Annotated in this window: 22 protein-coding genes and 2 tRNA genes; 10 read left to right on the top strand and 14 right to left on the bottom strand. The window is 62.6% G+C overall.

Annotated features, from left to right (window positions below; translation table 11 throughout):
* Nucleotides 1–53 precede the first annotated feature (53 nt).
* From VR71_RS05910 to VR71_RS05895, 4 genes are all read right to left on the bottom strand, one after another.
* Nucleotides 54–1,292 carry an aspartate kinase gene (locus VR71_RS05910; RefSeq protein WP_009819543.1) on the bottom strand — a complete coding sequence of 413 codons (1,239 nt, stop codon included), beginning with the start codon at nt 1,290–1,292 and terminating at the stop codon, nt 54–56.
* A gap of 108 nt (nt 1,293–1,400) precedes the next feature.
* The gene (locus VR71_RS05905; RefSeq protein ID WP_045682042.1) at nt 1,401–2,048 is read right to left on the bottom strand and encodes an SDR family oxidoreductase; all 648 of its coding nucleotides are present in this window, start codon (nt 2,046–2,048) and stop codon (nt 1,401–1,403) included.
* 15 nt (nt 2,049–2,063) lie between these two features.
* Entirely contained in the window at nt 2,064–2,474 is a 411-nt protein-coding gene (locus VR71_RS05900; RefSeq protein WP_045682185.1) for a DUF1178 family protein, read from the bottom strand.
* Nucleotides 2,475–2,543: 69 nt separating this feature from the next.
* Nucleotides 2,544–3,047, bottom strand: coding sequence for an NUDIX hydrolase (locus tag VR71_RS05895; protein WP_157046639.1), 504 nt, complete (start codon nt 3,045–3,047; stop codon nt 2,544–2,546).
* Nucleotides 3,048–3,263: 216 nt separating this feature from the next.
* Here VR71_RS05895 and hemP point away from each other — a divergent pair, with 216 nt between their 5' ends.
* From hemP to bfr, 4 genes are read left to right on the top strand one after another with little or no spacing between them, the layout of a single operon-like run.
* A complete protein-coding gene (gene hemP, locus VR71_RS24705) occupies nt 3,264–3,428 on the top strand; it encodes a hemin uptake protein HemP (protein WP_009819548.1) in 165 nt (54 codons plus the stop codon).
* Nucleotides 3,425–3,895: a hypothetical protein gene (locus tag VR71_RS05890; RefSeq protein ID WP_009819549.1), complete on the top strand. Its 471-nt coding sequence runs from the start codon at nt 3,425–3,427 to the stop codon at nt 3,893–3,895. Before hemP ends, VR71_RS05890 begins: the two co-directional genes overlap by 4 nt.
* Before the next feature lie 16 nt (nt 3,896–3,911).
* The gene (locus tag VR71_RS24700; RefSeq protein WP_083781571.1) at nt 3,912–4,205 is read left to right on the top strand and encodes a bacterioferritin-associated ferredoxin; all 294 of its coding nucleotides are present in this window, start codon (nt 3,912–3,914) and stop codon (nt 4,203–4,205) included.
* Nucleotides 4,153–4,638, top strand: a complete 486-nt coding sequence (gene bfr, locus VR71_RS05885; protein WP_045682039.1) for a bacterioferritin — start codon at nt 4,153–4,155, stop codon at nt 4,636–4,638. Before VR71_RS24700 ends, bfr begins: the two co-directional genes overlap by 53 nt.
* A gap of 50 nt (nt 4,639–4,688) precedes the next feature.
* Here the strand turns inward: bfr and VR71_RS05880 are convergent, their stop codons facing one another.
* The 4 genes from VR71_RS05880 to VR71_RS24695 all read right to left on the bottom strand — a co-directional run bounded on the left by VR71_RS05880 (nt 4,689) and on the right by VR71_RS24695 (nt 8,236).
* The gene (locus VR71_RS05880; RefSeq protein ID WP_045682037.1) at nt 4,689–5,708 is read right to left on the bottom strand and encodes a hypothetical protein; all 1,020 of its coding nucleotides are present in this window, start codon (nt 5,706–5,708) and stop codon (nt 4,689–4,691) included.
* A gap of 92 nt (nt 5,709–5,800) precedes the next feature.
* On the bottom strand, nt 5,801–6,538 hold the full coding sequence (locus tag VR71_RS05875) for a hypothetical protein (protein WP_045682036.1): 738 nt from the start codon (nt 6,536–6,538) through the stop codon (nt 5,801–5,803).
* Entirely contained in the window at nt 6,538–7,995 is a 1,458-nt protein-coding gene (locus tag VR71_RS05870; protein WP_045682034.1) for an amidohydrolase family protein, read from the bottom strand. Before VR71_RS05870 ends, VR71_RS05875 begins: the two co-directional genes overlap by 1 nt.
* A 157-nt stretch (nt 7,996–8,152) precedes the next feature.
* Nucleotides 8,153–8,236 (bottom strand) — tRNA-Tyr (locus VR71_RS24695).
* Nucleotides 8,237–8,370: 134 nt separating this feature from the next.
* Here VR71_RS24695 and rlmB point away from each other — a divergent pair.
* Nucleotides 8,371–9,147 (top strand): 23S rRNA (guanosine(2251)-2'-O)-methyltransferase RlmB, encoded by a 777-nt coding sequence (rlmB, locus tag VR71_RS05865; protein ID WP_045682032.1) that lies wholly within the window; start codon nt 8,371–8,373, stop codon nt 9,145–9,147.
* Here rlmB and VR71_RS05860 read toward each other — a convergent pair.
* Nucleotides 9,129–10,022 carry a hypothetical protein gene (locus tag VR71_RS05860; RefSeq protein ID WP_045682030.1) on the bottom strand — a complete coding sequence of 298 codons (894 nt, stop codon included), beginning with the start codon at nt 10,020–10,022 and terminating at the stop codon, nt 9,129–9,131. The two genes, rlmB and VR71_RS05860, sit on opposite strands and share 19 nt — an antisense overlap.
* A gap of 73 nt (nt 10,023–10,095) precedes the next feature.
* A complete protein-coding gene (locus tag VR71_RS05855; RefSeq protein WP_045682028.1) occupies nt 10,096–10,863 on the bottom strand; it encodes a class I SAM-dependent methyltransferase in 768 nt (255 codons plus the stop codon).
* Between the two features lie 188 nt (nt 10,864–11,051).
* Here VR71_RS05855 and VR71_RS05850 point away from each other — a divergent pair.
* The 3 genes from VR71_RS05850 (at nt 11,052) to VR71_RS05840 (ending at nt 13,408) form a co-directional block, all read left to right on the top strand.
* Nucleotides 11,052–11,125: transfer RNA gene (locus VR71_RS05850), tRNA-Gly, on the top strand.
* A gap of 100 nt (nt 11,126–11,225) precedes the next feature.
* Nucleotides 11,226–13,022, top strand: coding sequence for an ABC transporter transmembrane domain-containing protein (locus tag VR71_RS05845; RefSeq protein WP_045682027.1), 1,797 nt, complete (start codon nt 11,226–11,228; stop codon nt 13,020–13,022).
* 74 nt (nt 13,023–13,096) lie between these two features.
* Nucleotides 13,097–13,408 carry an ETC complex I subunit gene (locus tag VR71_RS05840; RefSeq protein WP_009819558.1) on the top strand — a complete coding sequence of 104 codons (312 nt, stop codon included), beginning with the start codon at nt 13,097–13,099 and terminating at the stop codon, nt 13,406–13,408.
* A 109-nt stretch (nt 13,409–13,517) separates the two neighbouring features.
* Here VR71_RS05840 and VR71_RS05835 read toward each other — a convergent pair whose 3' ends face one another.
* From VR71_RS05835 to ccmI, 4 genes are all read right to left on the bottom strand, one after another.
* Nucleotides 13,518–13,760, bottom strand: a complete 243-nt coding sequence (locus VR71_RS05835; RefSeq protein WP_045682026.1) for a hypothetical protein — start codon at nt 13,758–13,760, stop codon at nt 13,518–13,520.
* 146 nt (nt 13,761–13,906) lie between these two features.
* Entirely contained in the window at nt 13,907–14,143 is a 237-nt protein-coding gene (locus VR71_RS05830; protein ID WP_045682025.1) for a DUF1289 domain-containing protein, read from the bottom strand.
* Nucleotides 14,133–14,615 (bottom strand): Holliday junction resolvase RuvX, encoded by a 483-nt coding sequence (ruvX, locus tag VR71_RS05825; protein ID WP_009819561.1) that lies wholly within the window; start codon nt 14,613–14,615, stop codon nt 14,133–14,135. The genes VR71_RS05830 and ruvX overlap by 11 nt, the downstream gene beginning before the upstream one ends.
* The gene (gene ccmI / locus VR71_RS05820; RefSeq protein ID WP_045682024.1) at nt 14,612–15,844 is read right to left on the bottom strand and encodes a c-type cytochrome biogenesis protein CcmI; all 1,233 of its coding nucleotides are present in this window, start codon (nt 15,842–15,844) and stop codon (nt 14,612–14,614) included. The genes ruvX and ccmI overlap by 4 nt, the downstream gene beginning before the upstream one ends.
* A gap of 214 nt (nt 15,845–16,058) precedes the next feature.
* On the opposite strand from ccmI, the gene VR71_RS05815 reads away from it, so the two are divergent.
* Together VR71_RS05815 and VR71_RS05810 are read left to right on the top strand one after the other, a co-directional pair.
* A complete protein-coding gene (locus VR71_RS05815; protein WP_045682023.1) occupies nt 16,059–17,303 on the top strand; it encodes a sarcosine oxidase subunit beta family protein in 1,245 nt (414 codons plus the stop codon).
* A 14-nt stretch (nt 17,304–17,317) separates the two neighbouring features.
* Nucleotides 17,318–17,647 (top strand): sarcosine oxidase subunit delta, encoded by a 330-nt coding sequence (locus VR71_RS05810; protein WP_045682022.1) that lies wholly within the window; start codon nt 17,318–17,320, stop codon nt 17,645–17,647.
* Nucleotides 17,648–17,661: the final 14 nt, after the last annotated feature.

Genomic DNA, 17,661 nt, shown 5'->3' with positions numbered 1-17,661 from the left:
CGGGGCGGATTCAGGGATTGGCCAGACCCGGGACCGGTGATGTGGGGGCCGGGTCAGGCCGCTTTGTCTAACTCGAAGGCATCATGCAGCGCCTGAACCGCGAGTTCCATGTATTTTCGGTCGATCAGCACGGAAATCTTGATCTCGGAGGTTGCAATGACTTTGATGTTCACACCTTCATCGCTCAGCGTCTTGAACATCTTGGCGGCAACGCCCGATTGGCTGCGCATGCCAATGCCCACAGCCGAGACCTTGGCCACATTCGTATCAGCGATCAGGTCGTGATAATTGATCTCGCCGCGCTCTTTGGCATCGCGCAGCGCCTTTTCGGCGCGGATCACCTGATCGACCGGGCAGGAAAAGGTCATGTCGGTGCGCCCCTCCTCTGCAATGTTCTGGATGATCATGTCGACATTGACACCCGCCTCTGACAGCGGGCCAAAGATGGCGGCGGCGATGCCGGGGCGGTCAGCCACCGAAATGAGGGTCATTTTCGCCTCGTCGCGGGAATAGGCAATACCGCTGACAACCTTTGATTCCATGATTTCCTCCTCGGCGCATACAAGCGTGCCGGCCGCGTCCGATGGTTCCTCGAAACTGCTGAGCACCCGCAGTTTCACATTATAGCGCATCGCCAGTTCCACGGAACGGGTTTGCAGCACCTTGGCCCCGAGCGAGGCCAGTTCCAGCATTTCCTCAAACGCGATCTTGTCCAGCTTGCGCGCCTTTGAGGTGATGCGCGGGTCGGTGGTATAGACCCCGTCCACATCTGTGTAGATATCGCAGCGCTCCGCGTCAAAGGCGGCGGCAAAGGCCACGGCGGTGGTGTCAGAGCCGCCACGCCCCAATGTTGTGATCCGGCCCTCAGGAGAGATCCCTTGAAACCCCGCCACCACGGCCACGCGCATGCCTTGGGCGAAGCGGCCATTGATGTTGTCGGTCGGGATTTCTTCGATCCGGGCGGCGCTATGGGCGGAATTGGTCTTGAGCGGCACTTGCCAGCCTTGCCAGCTGCGCGCGGGGATTTCCATTTCCTGAAGCGTCAGAGCCATCAGACCAGCGGTGACATTCTCACCCGAACTGACCACGGCATCATATTCGCGCGCGTCATACAGCGGCGAAATCTCTCCGACCCAACCCACCATTTCATTGGTCTTGCCGGACATGGCCGAGACGATGACGATGACGTCATAGCCCTTGGCCACCTCAAGGCCCACGCGCTTGGCGGCGCGGCGGATGCGGTCGATATTGGCGACCGAAGTGCCGCCGAATTTCATCACGAGAACGGGCATGGATGCAGTCCTGAGCCGATTTATCGCGCGGGGTGTACGCGCGGGCAAGGCGCGGCGCAAGGGGGGAGGTGTCGTAGGGGGTTTGGGTGCCGCCGCCACCCTCTGCGTTCAATAGGGATGGTCGCGCCCGTCCCATGTCTGAAAGCAGCCCGTCGAGGCGATATCCAGCGCGGCAAAACGCTCCGCCAGGCCCGTTGCGGCCTCGTCCACGGAAATCTCCGCAGTGTCACCGCCCATGTCGGTGCGCACCCAGCCGGGGTGATAGATGCCCACCGAAATCCCGTCCCCGCGCAAGTCACTGGCCAGATTGCGCCCGAGATTCAGAGCCGCCGCTTTCGAGGCGCGGTAAATGTAACTGCCGCCGGGCGCGCGGGTGTGGCTTGCCATCTGGCTTGAGATGATCGCGATCTTTGCCGATTGGCCCGCGCGCAGATGCGGCAATAGCGCCTGAACGGTCAAAAATATGCCGGTGACATTTGTGGCAAAGGTCTCGGTCCACATCCCGACCGGATAGCCAGTCTCCAACGATTGACCTTTGTCGGCATAAACGCCTGCATTGCAGATCAATAGGTCAATCGGCTGACCGGCGAGGCACTCGCCAAGGGCCGCGCAAGAGGCAGGGTCCGTCACGTCGAGGGCGATTTCCCCTTCAGCGGGCCTGCGCGCGGTGGCGATGACGCTGTGCCCTTGGTTGCGGTACTGATCGGCGAGCGCGCGGCCGATACCGCGATTGGCCCCTGTGATGAGGATATGCATGTCAGACCTTTCAGATCAGTTGGATTTGCGACGCGGAATAAATGGCAGCGGGGCCACGGGCACCCCGTCCTCGATCAGCTTGCGCGTCTCTTCGGGCTTGGCTTCGCCGTAGATGCTCCGCTCCGGCGTCAGCCCGTCGTGCATGTCACGCGCCTCGCGGGCAAAGTTGAGCCCGACATATTCCGATTGTGTCTCGATTCGATGCTTGAGCAGGGCAAGCGCCTGTTCGGCAGGGCTGGGAGAATTCGGCGCTGCCTCAGGTGTGTTGTGCAGGCTGGGCGCCATCAACGCCTTCTGCACGTCGGACATGCCGCAGATTGCACAATTGACCATGCCAGCGCCCTGCAGTTTCTCAAAAGCGGCAGCGGATTGAAACCAACTGTCGAACTGATGATCTGCGGCGCATTTGAGGGTGAACTTAATCATAACCTGATCCATTGCAGTGCCGTCGATAGTTACGCCGCTGCGCGGAAAATTCAAGCTATGCTTTTGATCTTACAGCCCAAGCCGTTGCGGATTGAAACTTCTTATGATCTCTGCCAGTTCGGGTTCCCTTACCCGCGCCGCGGCCTTTTTCGGGCGAAACCACTTCACGCGGCGCTGTCCGGCTTCGGGAAAATGCGCGGTCTGCGATTTCACACGAACCGGATAGACAAGGGCCACACAGGGCAGGCCGCGATCAGGTCCGATGGTCTTGGCATAGGAATAAAGGCCGAGGCAGGTGTCGTAGGCGCGCCCTTGCACGCCCGCTTCTTCCCATGCTTCGCGCAGGGCCATGGCGGCCGGGGTGCGGCCCGATGCAGGCCAGCCCTTGGGCAAGATCCAGCGACCAGAGCCACGGCTGGTGATCAGCAGGATTTCGGGCTTGTTCCCGACCATGCGAAAACAGAGCGCCGCGAACTGCGTGCGAATCTCCGATTTGGGGACTGCCGACAAGAGGAGCGGCATCTGCTTGAGTTTCAAAAGCGTCACCGGCCTGACCGCTCCCCATGTCGCCATACATCCCTGTGATCCATATAGCGCGGGGCTCGGGCCTCGGACCAGCAGATTTTCACCTATCATTTCTGATCAAAAGAATCGGAATTGACATACCTTATTAATTAAGTCAGAAATTACGAGCCAAGCCAGCCCGTCGTGGTGCGAGCCCGGCGTAACCTGCAACAGAGGACTGCAAGGCATGGCACATGTAAATTTTTTCTCGGCGGGGGCTCTTGCATGATCCGCGCACAAACCAAATCAGACCCCGATCTGGTGGCCGAGGCCACCTGCCACGACGCCCGCGCGCTGACGAATGGGGCCAACACGGCCTTGATCGTGCTCGACGGGCAGATTTACACGCTGCGCATCACCCGCGCAGGCAAGCTGATTCTCACCAAATGAAACATGCGCGCGACCTGACCGGCGAGATGCCGGTGGCCCAAATCTCTGAGATGCATCACCTGAACAGGCTGGTGGTGGCCTCGCTGCGGGCGTGGAACGCGGGCGGCGCACTGCGCGCGCATGCCCTGCTGTGCGAACGGATGGCAGAACCGATGGCGCTCGCGGCGTTTGAGGCGCTGCATGATCTGACCGAGGCGCTGGGGGCAACTCTGCGCCGCCCGTTGCGCTGTCACACGCCGCAGTGCGGCTGTGTCGGTATGGATGAGGCCGCCTTTGCCCGGTTTGTCGAAGAGGCGGCGCTGGGCGACCGCGAAGATGCCCTGATGATGGCAAGCGTGCTTGTCACTGCGCGTGGCATTCTGCCGCTGACCGAGGCGGCGGCGCGCTTTGGATTGTGTTTGCACAGGGCAGACCTCTGTGCGAAATCCGCGCGGATTCCGGAACCAACAAGCGCGACCCGGCATTAAGACAGGGGAACTGGCCATGATGATCTGTCACTGTATGTCCATCACCGATACCGATATTCACCGGGCCATCGACTGGATGCGCGCGGCCGATCCGGACACGCTGATCACCCCCGGCAAAGTATACCGCACCTTGGGCAAGCGGGCTGATTGTGGCGGATGTCTGCCACTCTTTATTGACACCATGCGTCAAGCGGATAGCCTGAGCATACCTATGCACCTGCGCGGACTTCGCCGCGCGACCACACAGGGAGACGCATATGAAAGGCGACGCCAAGGTCATCGACTATCTCAATCAGGCACTCAGGAGTGAGTTGACAGCGGTCAGCCAATACTGGCTGCACTACCGCTTGCAGGAGGATTGGGGATATGGCCGCATTGCCGCCAAATCCCGCGAGGAAAGCATCGAAGAGATGCAACACGCCGACAAGCTGATTGCGCGGATCATCTTTCTGGGCGGGCATCCAAACCTGCAAAAGCTGGACTCGCTCAGGATCGGAGAGAATTTGCGCGAGACGCTCGAGGCCGACCTGGCCGCCGAACACGACGCGCGCACGCTCTATATCGAGGCGCGCGGCCGTTGCGAAAGCGTGGCGGATTACGTGTCAAAGAACCTCTTTGAAGAATTGATCGCGGATGAGGAGGGGCATATTGATTACCTCGAAACGCAGATCGACCTCTTCGATAAATTGGGCGCCGAGCGGTATGGCCTGCTCAACGCCACCCCGGCCGATTCGGCAGAATAACGCGCGCGTGGACTGAGGGGGGGTGCCTGACCGCGTCGGTTGCTTGCCCCTCAACGCATCCAGAATCCGTTCCGCTTGATCGTGTTGCGGATCACCTGCTCGCGGCGTGGCAGGTCGTCTTGGTCAAAGAGCGCCCGCACCTTCAATCCCCTCCCCTGATAGATCATCCGCTTGGCGGGATCGTAAGCCTTGAGCACGCGCTTGATCTTGTTGGGGGCGGTCACGTCTTGCAGGACGTTGACCACATGATCGGCCTCGCGCGCATAGAGCAGCGGCAAGAGCCGGTAATGACAACTGACCGCACCATCCAAAAGGCCGGGCGGCAGCGTGTCGCGCCCACCCCCAAGCGAATGGATCACTAGGGGCAGCGCCACCTGATCGAGCCAGGGATCGAGCGATTGGCAGATCAACTCGCGCGGCGCGTCATCGCGGATGCCGAGCGCGTAATCGAGAAACCGTTGACCAAAGACATGCGGGCATTGGTAGAAAAAGAAGCCGGCGTTGAAATAAAGATAGCGTTGCCAGTAGCCCTCGGGCTGGCCATGATCGAGCGAGGTTTCGAACTCAATGCCAAACTTGTCGTAGAGAGATTTCCAAATCTGGGTATGGGTTGGCCCATAGAGCTCGATCTGCGGCCATGTGCCTTCACGGCGCAGCGACGCGGTGGGGCGACTGAAATCGAACGGCACCGACGCAAGATCACCACAGATCAACGTATCAGTGTCGAAAAACACAAAGGGCTCCCCCTTGGGCAAGGCGAACAGCGCCTCGATCTTGTTTCCATAGGGATAGGCCGCGCCGAAATGACGGCTCTCAAAAGCCAGGAATTCCGCGCCGAGATCGGTCAAGAGCGCTCGACTGTCCTCGTCCTTGATGCGCGGGTCATCCCGCCACAGCGGCCCCGGCTGCGGCTCCGCCACAAAAAGACGCCCCGGAAACTCGGGCGAGGTGGCCCGCAGCGACGCGGCAAAGAGAATGGCCTCGTATTGCAAACGACCGGCCTGACCGACGATCAGGATATTGTAGCTCTGAGGCGCCTCTGTCTTGGGAACCTGTGTCTTGGGGGTCATTCTTGTCGTGATCCTGCCTGACTGCCGCCGCCACTATGGGGTTTTCCACCGTCCAGATAAAGCGGTTATCGCAGGGCGGCGCGCCGCATGGATCAAAAGCGCAGGGTCAAACCGGCAAGCGGGCCAGAGAATGTCGCGTCGAATTTTCGGCCATTCTTGCTGTAATCCACATAAAGATGCCGGTAACCCGCCGAGAGCCAGAGCCGGTCATTGGCCTGCCAGTTGAGCGTGCCCACCAGTTGGGACGTCATGTCAGATCCCGCACCAAAACCGCCGACATCGGCATAGCCGATAAAGGACCAGCGGTCCGAGAGGCGGATATTGGTGCGTGCGGCCAGGATCGGATCAGTAAAGCTCACGTCGATCCCGGCGGCAAGGCCCGGCACCGGCGTCGTCGCGCGCCCCTCGACCTCCCAGTGGCGCAAACCGACCATGAAATCGACCGCCGCATCGGGCGTCGTCAGTGCCCGGTAGCCTGCGGTGAGTGTCAGTGAGGTTTGCTCAATCCGGCCCTGCGCGGGCAGGCCGGGGGCAGGGGCTGGCAGTGGCACGATCCCGCTCCGCGAACTGGCCGAATGCGAAATGTCCCCCATCACCACGAACTGCTGATAGCGGGCATACCCCGTGAGAAACAACGCCGCGTCGAGATCTTCGAGAACATCCGACAGCCCCTCGTCAAACCGCAATGACGGGCCGCCCGCAAGTGGCATGATCGTGCCACCAACACCCGTCCCCCAGGCGTAGGGCGTGATCTGGGCGCTCCAGTCCTGCGCACGCGCCGGCGCAGCAAGGCTCAGGATCGCGAGCAGGGCCAAAACCCGCGCCCACATCAGAGCCGGTCTTTCACGATGGACCCGCCTTTGACGATCATCGCAAGACTTTGCTCGGGCGTATCCAGCCAGTCGAGCCCAGCTTCCGGCTCACCCTCGACAACCAGAAGATCGGCCATGGCCCCCACGTCGATCACGCCCAACCGCCCCTCATAACCCGCACGGTCCCCCGACAGGGCCAGCAATTCGCCCGCCGCCCCCGTCGCCATGCGCAAGGCCTCAAGCGGGGGCATGAACCGGCTCAGCTTGGCCAGTTGCCGCCCCTGACTGCTGGCCCCTGCGGGGTTCATCAGAACGTCGGTGCCAAAGGCCATGTTGACCCCTTCGGCGCGGCCCAGCTCAAATGCCCGCTCTGTGCCTGCGGACACCTCTTCCTGCTTGGCGCGTTGCACGGGATCAGTGCGGGGATTGGCATCCTCATCCATCAAGAACGGCTGGATTGACCACCACGCGCCTGCATCGCGCATCATCCGCACGGTTTCGAGATCCGCCAATTGCCCGTGTTCAATGGATTTCACCCCGGCGCGCAGGGCGCGCTGGATGCCCTTGGGCGTATAGACATGGGCGCAAACATAGGTGCCCCAATCCGACGCGGCCTCGACGGCAGCGCGCATTTCATCCTCGGTATATTGCAGGCTCTCAAGCGGATCATAGAGCGAGGTGACACCACCCCCGGCCATGATCTTGATCTGGCTCGCGCCCTTCATCAGTTGCTCGCGGGTGCGGCGCAAGATCTCAGTGCGCCCGTCGGCGATCGCAACCACGCCAACCTTCTCGGTATAGCTCAGGTCGCCGTCGGCGCGGGGCAATTCCGAAATCATGCGAAAATCGCCATGTCCCGAGGTCTGCGACAGCATCGCGCCAGAGGCAAGGATGCGCGGACCGCTAAGCGCGCCTCGGTCAATCGCCAGTTTCAGGCCAAAGGCCGGTCCGCCGGTGTCGCGCACCGAGGTAAATCCGCGCATAAGCGTCGCGTCCGCCTCGCGCCCTGCCATCAGGTGCACGAAACCGATATCCGCTGTCATCGCCTGAAGCTGGGTCACACCGACCAGCGTGCTGTGCCAATGCGCGTCGATCAGGCCCGGAATGACCGCCCGTCCACCACAGTCGATGCGCTCCGCCTCGCTTGGTCCCTGTCCAGCGGCAGGCAGGCCGGTGATCCGCGCGCCCTCGATCAGAATGTCGCGTCCTTGGGTCAACGCGGGGCCGTGACCGTCGAAATAACGCAGATTGCTCAGCAACAGCGGGCGTCCGGGCGTCTGCGCCCGCGCCTTACGTGGCGCAAGACCAAAGCCCGCGTAGAGACCAAGGAGTGCCGCCGTCCCGCCCAGCATCTCGCGGCGGTTGAGATCCGCCTCAATCCGGGCAAAGGCCGCCTGTGTCGTCGGCGCTCCGCAGAGACAGCAATCAAGGGCGGCGTGGGGCGGGGTATCGGTATGGCTGCAAATCTGGCACATGAAAGGCTCTCTCCCAACTGCGTCAATCAAGCATGCAGGGCGCCAATCGCGCCATCCACGCAATTTAAACTAGAGATCGAACCGCCTGCGTCAACGCAAAGCACATGCCAGCGGCCAAAAAAACCGAAAATGCAGTCGAAATTTGAGAGGGTCAGAGTGGTGGGCGACCCAGGAATCGAACCTGGCGTGCGTCTCCGCGAGGGAGTTACAGTCCCCTGCCACACCTTGCGGCCTGTCGCCCACTGTCCAGCGCTTGCGCGTCTGGCGTGGGGGGCTGATTACTAGTGGCTGCATGCTGCGTCAACCGGAAAATCGCTTGCAAGCCATGCCTGCCCGTCGCATTGTCGCGGGCCGGAAAAGAGGGGCCTTATAGCCATGAAAAAACCCCGTTGGGTGATCGACAAGGAACAGGCCAAACGGGCGTCGGCCTCTGAGACCGTGTGGCTTTTTGGGCTGCACGCGGTGCGCGACGCGCTGGAGAATCCATCCCGTGAAAAGCTGCGCCTGATCGTCACAAAGAATGCCGCGGACAAGCTGGAGGCGGCGATTGCCGCGAGCGGGATCACCCCGGAAGAGGTTGATCCGCGCAAATTCAACGCGCCGCTTGATCCCGGTTCCGTGCATCAGGGGGCCGCGCTCGAGGTCAAGCCGCTCGATTGGGGACCGATGGGCGAGGTCTGTCTTGGCGACGGACGCACAGCCCCCCGTGTGGTGCTCCTGGACCGGGTGACGGACCCGCATAACGTGGGCGCGATCCTGCGCTCCGCAGAGGTGTTCGGCGCGCGGGCGGTCATCGCCCCCCGCCACCACGCCGCCCCCGAGACCGGGGCGCTCGCCAAGACCGCCAGCGGCGCGCTGGAGCGGCAGCCCTATCTGCGGGTGCGCAATCTGGCAGACGCCATCATCGAGTTGCAGGCGATGGGGTATCTGGTGCTGGGACTGGCCGGTGAGGCGGAGATGACCATCGAGGCCGCCATGGAGGGGCGGCGCGACCGGCCCGTGGCCCTTGTGCTTGGGGCCGAAGGGCCGGGCCTTCGAGAGCGCACGCGCGAGGTCTGCGATGCGCTGGTGCGGATTGAGTTCGCCAGCGATTTCGGCTCGCTCAACGTGTCGAACGCGGCCGCCGTGGCGCTCTACGCCGCACGCGCCTGAGGCAGGGCGGCGGCATCCTCAAAGGCAGTGAGGAACCGTCCCTTGATCATCCAACTGAGGCCAAAGGCGCAAAGCCCGAGAGATTCAAACAGGAAGGTCAGGCGCAGGCTGTCCCACAAAGCTTCGATGTTCTGCGCAAAAGCAAGCGGTAGGATCATCTCGAGCAGCGCCGCCTTGACCGCCAACACCCCCACCACGGCAAAGATGATCCGCCCAAGCATGCGATACCACCGATTGCGTCGGTCCTTGCGGTTGCCAGCAAGCCGCGCGGTGGTCGTATTCTCGCGGGTAAAGACAAAAGTCGAGAAATACCCCAACACGAGAAACATCACCCCCGCCGCCCCGAAATGCATCATTTGAAGGGCTGTGGGCACATCCGGGCCGATAGCGGCAAAACTGGCCCAGAAATCATAGCTGATCGTGCCGTCGACCGTGCCGCCCGGCGGGTGGAACCCCTCTGAGCCGCTGGCATTGGTCAGGAACACGCGCGCCACCTCGCCGGTATAGGCACAGCCAGACCCGGTTGTGGGCACAAAGGCCACGATAACCGCAGCCACCCCAGCGAGCTTGAGCAGCGCCACGTCATACCAATGCCAGCCCAAGCAGCCCTCGCGCCCCGGCGCGCGAAAGCTGTAAAAGAACATCAGCAAGAGCCCGATAAAACTGAGCGCGCCCACGAGGATATCCCCCCCGATGCGGCTGAAATAATAATGGCTGATCGAGGCGTTGAAGCAGGTGTTGGTCAGGATCGACGCCAGCCCAAGCGACACCGGCAGGCCAAGCGCCACATAGCCAACGCCCAGATTGAGGCGGCGCAGGTCGATGTCGAACGGCAAATCACGCAAGTCAGGGAGCGGGTCGTTTGTATCGGTCATCGGGCGTGTCCTTTGTCTGTCAGCCAAGACCAGACTAGCGCAGGACCACCGCTATCCGAAACGCTTTCACGCCTCAGGCCGCGTCCTCCTCGCCGTCCGCCTCCGGCGCGGTCCAGCGATTGACATAATCGGATTGATAGACCTTATCCGCCGATTTGGTCGAGCGTTTCGGTTTGCGCACCGCATAGTCGAGGATGATCCCGCCCTCGGCCAGAGATCCCGACAGGCGCGGGCGCTTGCCGGTCACATTGGGATTGGTGGTCGTCACCACCTTGCGCGCATGGGCGGGTTTGATCGGTTGCAGCGCACAATGGAGCACCTCATAGCCCAGCGTCGCCTCCCAGAAGCCATACACCATCTCGGGGTTGATCTGGTAAAAGGAATGGTTGACCCAATTGTTGCACGGGCTGTGCCCGATCAGCACGCCGCCGGGTTTCAGCATCTTGTGGATGTTGCGATAGGCGGTGGGCAGATCAAAGATATGCTCACACGTGCCGCCGTCATAAATCACGTCGAATTTGCGCTCCAGCTTCTTGGGCAGGTCCGCACTCAGATCCTGAATGATGCTCGCTTTCTCGAAATCCGAGAAATCCATCGAGTCGACCGACTCAAACCCCAGTTTCCCAAAGAATCCTTCCGAATAGGTCTCGCCCTCGGGGATGAGATCGGCCTCGCTCACGCCCGGCATATGGTCCGCCATCACCTGAGTGAACACCCGCGACGACGCGCCGCGCCGCGACCCGATCCATCGCTGCCGCCCCAGCATCAGAAACTTGCCGCCCAGATCGTGGCTCTTGACTGTTTCGATCAGTCGGGCGGCGAGGGTATCGGGAATGGCCATATGTCTGCTCTCTGAAAATCCGGCCCGTCTGGCCAGTCCTGGATGGGAACCGACTTGATGCGGCCTTGAGCGCACTCTGGCGCTTTTGCGACGTGGGATCAAGCGGGCGAGGGCGGCTGCGCGCAGTGCAGACCAATGCCTGGATGGTCTTGACCCTCGCGCGCGGCTCAACTAGTTACGCCCCGAGTGCGGGCGTTGTGTAATGGTAAGACCCTTGCCTTCCAAGCAAGAGACGCGGGTTCGATTCCCGCCGCCCGCTCCATCCTCGTCCCAGCGAATACGCCCTGCGGCTGATCTGTCCCCTTGACCCGGGCGTCAACGCCCGCCAAGAACCGTTGCCAAATGGTGAGGAATTAAGACCTATGGTGCGCAGAGCCGAAAACGGCGCTGATCTGCTAGATCGCGAGAAATCGAAACGTGTGGGCGCGCTGGCCGAATTGTGGCCGTTCCTGCGTCCCTACCGGCGCTTGTTGGCCGCAGCCATACTGGCCCTGGTGGTGACGGCCAGCGTCGCGCTGATTTTACCCTTGGCGGTGCGCCGTGTGGTGGACAACTTCAATGCGGATAACGGAGCCATCCTCGATCAGTATTTCGGGGCGGCGTTGCTCATCGCGGCGCTTTTGGCGGTGGGCACCGGCCTGCGCTATCTCCTGGTCACGCGGTTGGGCGAACGTGTCGTCGCCGATATCCGCAAGGGCGTGTTCGACCGGGTGATTGGCATGAGCCCCGCCTTTTTCGAGAAACTCATGACCGGCGAGGTGCTGAGCCGCATCACCACGGACACCACGCTCATTCTCTCGGTGATTGGCTCATCCATTTCCATCGCCCTGCGCAATCTGCTCATCCTTGTGGGCGGCATGGGGCTGATGCTGTTGACCTCGGCCAAGCTGACCGGCCTTGTGCTGCTCATCGTGCCGCTGGTCATCGTGCCCATTCTGACCCTCGGACGGCGGATGCGCGTGCTCAGCCGCGAGAATCAGGACTGGATCGCCAATAGCTCCGGCAATGCCTCTGAGGCGCTCCTGTCGGTGCAGACCGTGCAGGCCTTTACCCATGAAGGTGAGACCCGCGCGCGCTTTGCCGATGTGACGGAGCGCAGCCATGACGCGGCGCGCCGCCGTGTGAACACCCGTGCCTTGATGACGGTGATCGTGATCTTTCTCGTCTTCACCGGCATTGTCGGTGTGCTCTGGATCGGCGCACGCGATGTGCGCGCCGGCGAAATGACCGCGGGCAGTCTCGTGCAATTCGTGATCTATGCGGTGATGGTCGCAGGCGCGGTGGCAGCACTCTCGGAGATCTGGGGCGAGTTGCAGCGCGCGGCCGGAGCGACAGAGCGTCTGGTCGAGTTGCTGCAAGCCGAAGACCCGGTGCGCGATCCTGCCCGCCCTGTGGCTGTGCCGCGCCCGGTGCGGGGCGAGATTGCCTTTGAGGATGTGCAATTCACCTATCCGTCGCGGCCCGGCATCGCGGCCCTGGATCATGTGAGCCTGACCATCCGCCCCGGCGAGACCGTGGCCCTTGTCGGCCCCTCGGGCGCGGGCAAGACCAGCGTTATTCAGCTGATCCAGCGATTCTATGACCCGGATGCCGGGCGCATCACGCTGGATGGCGTGCCCTTGGCCGATATGGCACGGCACGAGTTCCGCCGAGATCTGGCACTGGTGCCTCAAGACCCGGTGATCTTTGCCGCGTCGGCGCGCGAGAACATCCGTTTCGGACGGCTCGACGCCACCGATGCCGAGATTGAGGCCGCAGCGCGCGCGGCGGCCGCGCATGATTTCATCTCGGCCTTGCCCGAGGGGTATGACACCTATGTGGGCGAGCGCGGTGTGATGCTCTCGGGTGGACAAAAGCAACGGATCGCCATCGCCCGCGCCATCCTGCGCGACGCGGCGGTGCTGCTCTTGGACGAGGCCACAAGCGCGCTCGATGCCGAAAGCGAGCGTGCCGTGCAACGCGCGGTCGAGACGATGGCCCGCACGCGGACCACGATCATCGTGGCGCATCGGTTGGCGACAGTGAAAAAGGCCGATCGCATTGTGGTCATGGATCAGGGCCGGATCGTGGCGCAGGGCACGCATGACAGTCTGGTGGCTGAAAACGGTCTCTATGCCCGCCTCGCGCGCCTGCAATTCACCGATGGCGAGGCCGCCTGAGCGCGGCTATTCGCCTCTTGCCGCGCCCGGCCCGATTTGGGATAAGACCGTAGCGATCAATCACGGAGAGCCACATGCCCGCACGCATCTACAAACCGGCCCGAAACGCCATGCAATCCGGCACCGCCAAGACGCGGCATTGGGTGCTGGAATTCGTGTCCGAGACGGCGCGTGAGGTTGATCCGCTGATGGGCTGGACCTCGAACGCGGATACGCAGGCGCAGGTCAGATTGCGGTTCGAATCCAAGGAAGCGGCGCTGCAATATGCCAAGGATCAAGGCATCGACGCCGTGGTTCAGGAACCGCACGCCCGCAAACCCAATATCCGCCCCGGTGGCTATGGCGACAACTTCGCCACCAGCCGCCGTCAGGTCTGGACGCATTAGCGCGCGCCGGGCGGCACCTCTCCGAGGCTTGGTCCCGAAATTATCTTCGAAACAAAAACGCCCCAGAGATTTCCGGGGCGTTTTCTAATCCATAACTCGTGGGTAGCGATCAGGCGGCGCGGAAAAAATCCGAACGCTCTGCCAGATCAGCAACCAATGTTTCGCGCTTCAGACCCAGTTTGGTCAGCTTGGCATCGCTTGCCATCGACAGGATTTCAACATCATGGGCAAAGCGGTTTGCAGCAACCACGGACTGGAAAAACCCGTCGATCAATCGCAGCGGCGCAAGCGCGAGACGGGCGAAATTCCCGAGAGCCGGTGCCGAAACAGTGCTGTGGGACGAATAAGCCATGGCTGAACTCTCCTGAGGTTGCCGAATGAATATGCCGCGTATGCAGCATAAATATACTGCGTTGCAGCAATTTTCCATACCACAGTATGCAACCCCGCTCTGCGCGGGTGGCATGGCTCAGGCGGATCTGTCTGAGACTGGACGGATCAGGCCCGGCCCACACGCCCCGCGCGCCCGCCCCGACGCTTGCGCAGCAATCCGGCGCGGTCGGGCAGGGCCTCCATGATCTCGCGCCGCTCGTCAGGTGACATCTTGGTCCATCGGGTGATTTCGTCGATCGAGCGCAGACATCCCGTACAGACCCGCGCCTCGGGATGCACCACACAGATCTTGACGCAGGGGCTCTCAACCTCGTTTCGCACCCATGGGCTCTCATCTGTCATGCTCAGCCCTCATATGGCTCATCCGGTCCAACACCCCTTGCAGGATATAGGCCGCCGCGATGTTGTCGATCACCTGCATGCGACGCTTTCGTGTCGCATCCGCCTCGAGAAGCGCTCTTTCGGCCGCCACCGTCGACAAACGCTCGTCCCAATAGCCGATGGGCGCGTCCGTCAAACGTGACAGATTGCGGGCAAAGGCGCGGGTGGATTGGGCGCGCGGCCCTTCACTCCCGTCCATGTTCCGCGGCAGGCCAAGAATGATCCCGCCCACGTCGCGCCCCGTCATGATGTCGAACAAGCGCGCGGCATCCTCCGTGAACTTCACCCGCTTGACGGTTTCATGCGGGCTCGCCACCGACCAGAGCCGATCCGACAGCGCCACGCCAATCGTCTTGGTCCCAAGATCGAGCCCCATGATCGCACGGCCGCGCGGCAATGCCCCGGCAAAACCCGCAATCTCCTCAAAGATCATTCCGCCACACCCGCAGCGTTCGCCGCTGCCCGCACCAACGCCAACCGCTCCGGCTCATCGGCAAAGACCGCCTGCGCCTCGGCCCAGATCTCTTGCGCCTTGTCTTGCTCACCCAGCACGCCGTACGCACTGATCAGCCGCGCCCAATCCTGTTCGGTGCCGCCTTCGTTGGCCAATCGCTCCGCCAATCCCGCGACCATGCCCCGGATCATCTCTTGCTGTGCCTCGGGGTCCATGTCTTGGGCGGCGGCGATATCCGCCGCAGTCGGCCCCGGCGCACCCGCCTCGGGCGGCAGCGTATAGCGCACCCCGGCGCGCGCTGCCAAGTCCTCGATCTGCGCCCGGATTGCGGGCACCCAAGGGGCCTCCGGCGTGCTCTCATCGAGCAGCGCCTCCCACAGCCGGAACGCCGCATCGGGCCGGTCCACCTGCATCATGTAAAGCCCAAGATAGAACCGTGCGGACGGTTCGCGCCCGTCCTTCTCCAGCGCGGCACGCAGCACCTGTTCAGCCTCGGACGAGACATAGCCGCCGCTTGCGTTGATCATCAGATCCGCCAGCATCGCATGATCGGCCGCCGTGGCTGTCGCACCCTTGACGGCAATCAATCGCTGCTGCGCCGTGCGCGCGGCGACCATATTCCCAAGCGCGGCCTCGCTGCGCACCAGAAAGCGCAGCCCCTGTTGGTCCTCGGGTCGCTCTGCCACGGTCTTGCGCAACTGCTCGATCAGTTTGAGATAGTCTTCGTTCGTGCCCTCGGGTACGCCGCCCTCACCGGGGCCAAACCGCTCTTCCGCCGCCGCCTGATCCAGCCGCGTCGCCCGCGCCGCATCCGAGGCGGCGATCCGCGCCGCCATCGGCAAATCCTCATAGCCCGGCGCGCCGACCCGGTCATAGATCACCACACCACCGCCCGCGATCACCGCCACGATCACCCCGGCCATCACCATCCCTGCGCCGCGCGGCTGCCCGCCGCTCTCGCCACCCTGACGCAATTGCGCATCCGCCGCCAACACCTTGCGCGAAATCTCCGAGCGCAGCCGCTCGGCATCCTCAGGCGCAATCACACCGCGCGCGGTGTCACGTTCGATTTCCTTCAACTGATCCCGGTAAACCTGCAAATCATAGGCCGCAGGCGGCGCTTCGCCGACGCGCCCGCGCAGCAGGACGAGGCCCAGAACAGCCCCCACGCCGATCGCCAATGCCGCAACGATGATCCAGAAACCCATGTCTTTTCCTTCTGTGTTGTCCTCATGTAACCGTCCGCGCGCCCGGAAAAAAGGCCCAAGCGGTCACATCCCCGCGCCCAGCCCGCGCCCCGATGTCGCAATGTCGCTATTGATACCGTTTCCGCCGCCCGGAGTATCCTTTCAACCGGCCACCTGACGCATTACGGTATCACTCGCATCCAAGCCCGAATCCAGCCAACTCCAGAGAGCGCGCATGAAACACTATTCCGCCTTTGCCGTCGCCCGAGAGGCGCTCCGCCACCACATGGGATGGGAGCGGGCCTGGGCCTCGCCCGAGCCGAAAAAGAAATACGATGTCATCATCGTCGGCGCAGGCGGTCATGGCTTGGCCACGGCCTATTATCTGGGCAAGAATTTCGGCATCACCAATGTCGCGGTGCTGGAAAAGGGCTGGCTCGGTGGCGGCAACACGGGCCGCAACACCACCATCATCCGCTCCAACTACCTGCAAGACCCCTCCGCCGCGATCTACGAGAAATCGCGCTCGCTGTATGAGACCCTCTCACAGGATCTCAACTACAACATCATGTTCTCACCCCGTGGCCTGATCATGCTGGCCCAGACCGAACACGAAGTGCGCGGCTATCAGCGCACGGCGCATGCCAACGCCCTGCAAGGGGTCTCGACCGAATTCATCTCGCCCGCCCGCGTCAAGGAGATTGTCCCGATCATCAATCTCGACGGCCCGCGCTATCCCGTCTTGGGCGGCCTCTATCAGGCGCGCGGCGGCACGGCGCGGCACGATGCGGTCGCATGGGGCTATGCCCGCGCCTGTTCCGCCATGGGCATGCACATCCTGCAAAAATGCGAAGTCACCGGCATTTCCCGCGAGAATGGCCGCGTGACGGGCGTCACCACCAATCGTGGCGACATCGGCTGCGACAAACTCGGGATTGTCGTCGCGGGCCACTCCGGCCACCTCGCCGACATGGCCGGCTTCCGCCTGCCCATCGAATCCGTCGCCCTTCAGGCGCTGGTCTCCGAGCCGATCAAACCCTGCATGGATTGCGTCGTCATGGCCAACACCGTGCATGGCTACATGTCGCAATCCGACAAGGGCGAGATGGTCATCGGCGGCGGCACCGACGGCTATAACAACTACACGCAACGCGGCTCCTTCCACCATGTCGAAGAAACCGTCCGCGCCCTGATCGAGACCTTCCCGATGGTCGCCCGCCTCAAGATGCTGCGCCAATGGGGCGGCATCGTCGACGTCACCGGCGACCGCTCGCCGATCCTCAGCAAAACCCCCGTCGATGGCATCTTCATCAACTGCGGCTGGGGCACCGGCGGCTTCAAGGCCATTCCCGGCTCCGGCTGGGGCTTTGCCGAACTGATGGCCAAGGGCCACTCCCCGCTCTGCGACGAATTCGGCCTCGACCGCTTCTATCAGGGCCGATTTATTGATGAATCCGTCGCCGCTGGCGTCGCCCACTAAGGAGGACTTGACCCATGCTGATCCTCACCTGCCCCTGCTGCGGCGTCACGGGCGAAGAGACCGAATTCCACCAGGGCGGCGAGGCGCATCTCAAGCGTTTCGGCCCCGGCTCTGCCGATGATGACTTCCACACCTATATGTTCGCCAAGGAAAACCCCAAAGGCGCACATTTCGAACGCTGGCGGCATAACAACGGCTGCGGCAAGTGGTTCATCATGGCCCGCGATACCGTGACGCTCGAGGTCTACGGCACCTATCCCGCCCAGACCTATGAGCCGCCCCAGCACATCCGCGATGCGATCACCGCCAAACGTCCCGGCTGGACATGGCGCGACTTCGCATGACCATTCACCTTTCT

This window comes from Roseovarius sp. BRH_c41 (genome assembly GCF_000961715.1).
Taxonomy (GTDB): domain Bacteria; phylum Pseudomonadota; class Alphaproteobacteria; order Rhodobacterales; family Rhodobacteraceae; genus Roseovarius.
Note: the sequence above shows the minus strand (reverse complement) of the source record. Positions and strands in the feature narration are given on the sequence as shown.